A 1103-nucleotide genomic window follows, 5' to 3' on the forward strand; every position below is an offset into this window, starting at 1 on the left:
CTTATATTTGGCGTCTCGCAATATCCCTAAAGTGGATGTGCGTGATGCGGAAAGTGTTGACCCTGTAAGCCTTGTTGGTTTCGATAAGGTGGTTGTCACAGTTTCTGCTCTTAAAAAGATTGAGGAGATGTTGGGATGAATGAACAACGTATCTATAAGGTTCTTTTAGGTCCTCATATTTCTGAAAAAGCTTCTATGGCAGCAGAGAACAACCAGGTTTGTTTTAAGGTTGCTGCGGATGCTAGCAAGCCAGAAATCAAGAAGGCTGTTGAGAAACTTTTCAATGTTACAGTTGAAGCAGTTCAAACTGTAAATATTAAAGGCAAGACTAAGTTCACTAAGAACGGTCTTGGTAAGCGCAAAGATATTCGTAAGGCTTATGTCAAATTGGCAGAAGGTCAGGATATCGATTTCATGGACGTGGAATAAGGTAGAGGTCGAATTATGCCAGTCGTAAAAACCAAACCAACATCTGCCGGCCGTCGTCATGTCGTTAAGGTAGTACACCCTCATTTATACAAGGGTCGTCCTTATGCGCCGTTAGTTGAAAAGAAATCTAAAAATGGCGGTCGTAATAACAACGGTCGTATTACTGTTCGTCACAAGGGTGGCGGTCATAAGCAGCACTATCGTGTTGTTGACTTCAAGCGCACAAAAGACGGCATTCCAGCTGTTGTTGAGCGTATCGAGCACGATCCAAATCGTTCAGCGCACATCGCATTGCTGAAATATATGGATGGCGAGCGTCGTTACATTATTGCTCCTAAAGGTGTTGAAGTCGGTCAAGAGATTCGTTCGGGTGAAGATGCTCCTATTAAAGTAGGCAGTACCTTACCTATTCGAAATATTCCTGTGGGTAGTGTTATCCACTGTGTTGAATTGAAGCCTGGTAAAGGCGCTCAAATCGCTCGTAGTGCAGGTACTTCTGCGCAGCTAGTAGCAAGAGAAGGTGCTTATGCAACTCTTCGTTTGCGTTCTGGTGAAATGCGTAAGGTTCTTGTTGAATGTCGAGCTACTTTGGGTGAGGTTTCAAACAGTGAGCACAGCCTACGGCAATTAGGTAAAGCGGGTGCATCACGTTGGCGCGGTATTCGACCAACGGT

Annotated in this window: 3 protein-coding genes; all 3 read left to right on the plus strand. The window is 44.4% G+C overall.

Features of this window, described 5'->3' with window-relative positions; all coding sequences use genetic code 11:
* Positions 1–139, plus strand: a 139-nt coding sequence (rplD, locus tag A3757_RS24665) for a 50S ribosomal protein L4 (RefSeq protein WP_082872194.1), incomplete at its 5' end; no start/stop codon positions are given.
* Complete coding sequence (rplW, locus tag A3757_RS24670) at positions 136–429, plus strand: 50S ribosomal protein L23 (protein ID WP_068508512.1); 294 nt, start codon at positions 136–138, stop codon at positions 427–429. The genes rplD and rplW, both read left to right, overlap by 4 nt.
* 15 nt (positions 430–444) lie before the next feature.
* On the plus strand, positions 445–1103 hold a 659-nt coding region (rplB, locus tag A3757_RS24675; RefSeq protein WP_068740473.1), incomplete at its 3' end, for a 50S ribosomal protein L2.

The sequence above is a fragment of the Oleiphilus sp. HI0117 genome (assembly GCF_001635235.1).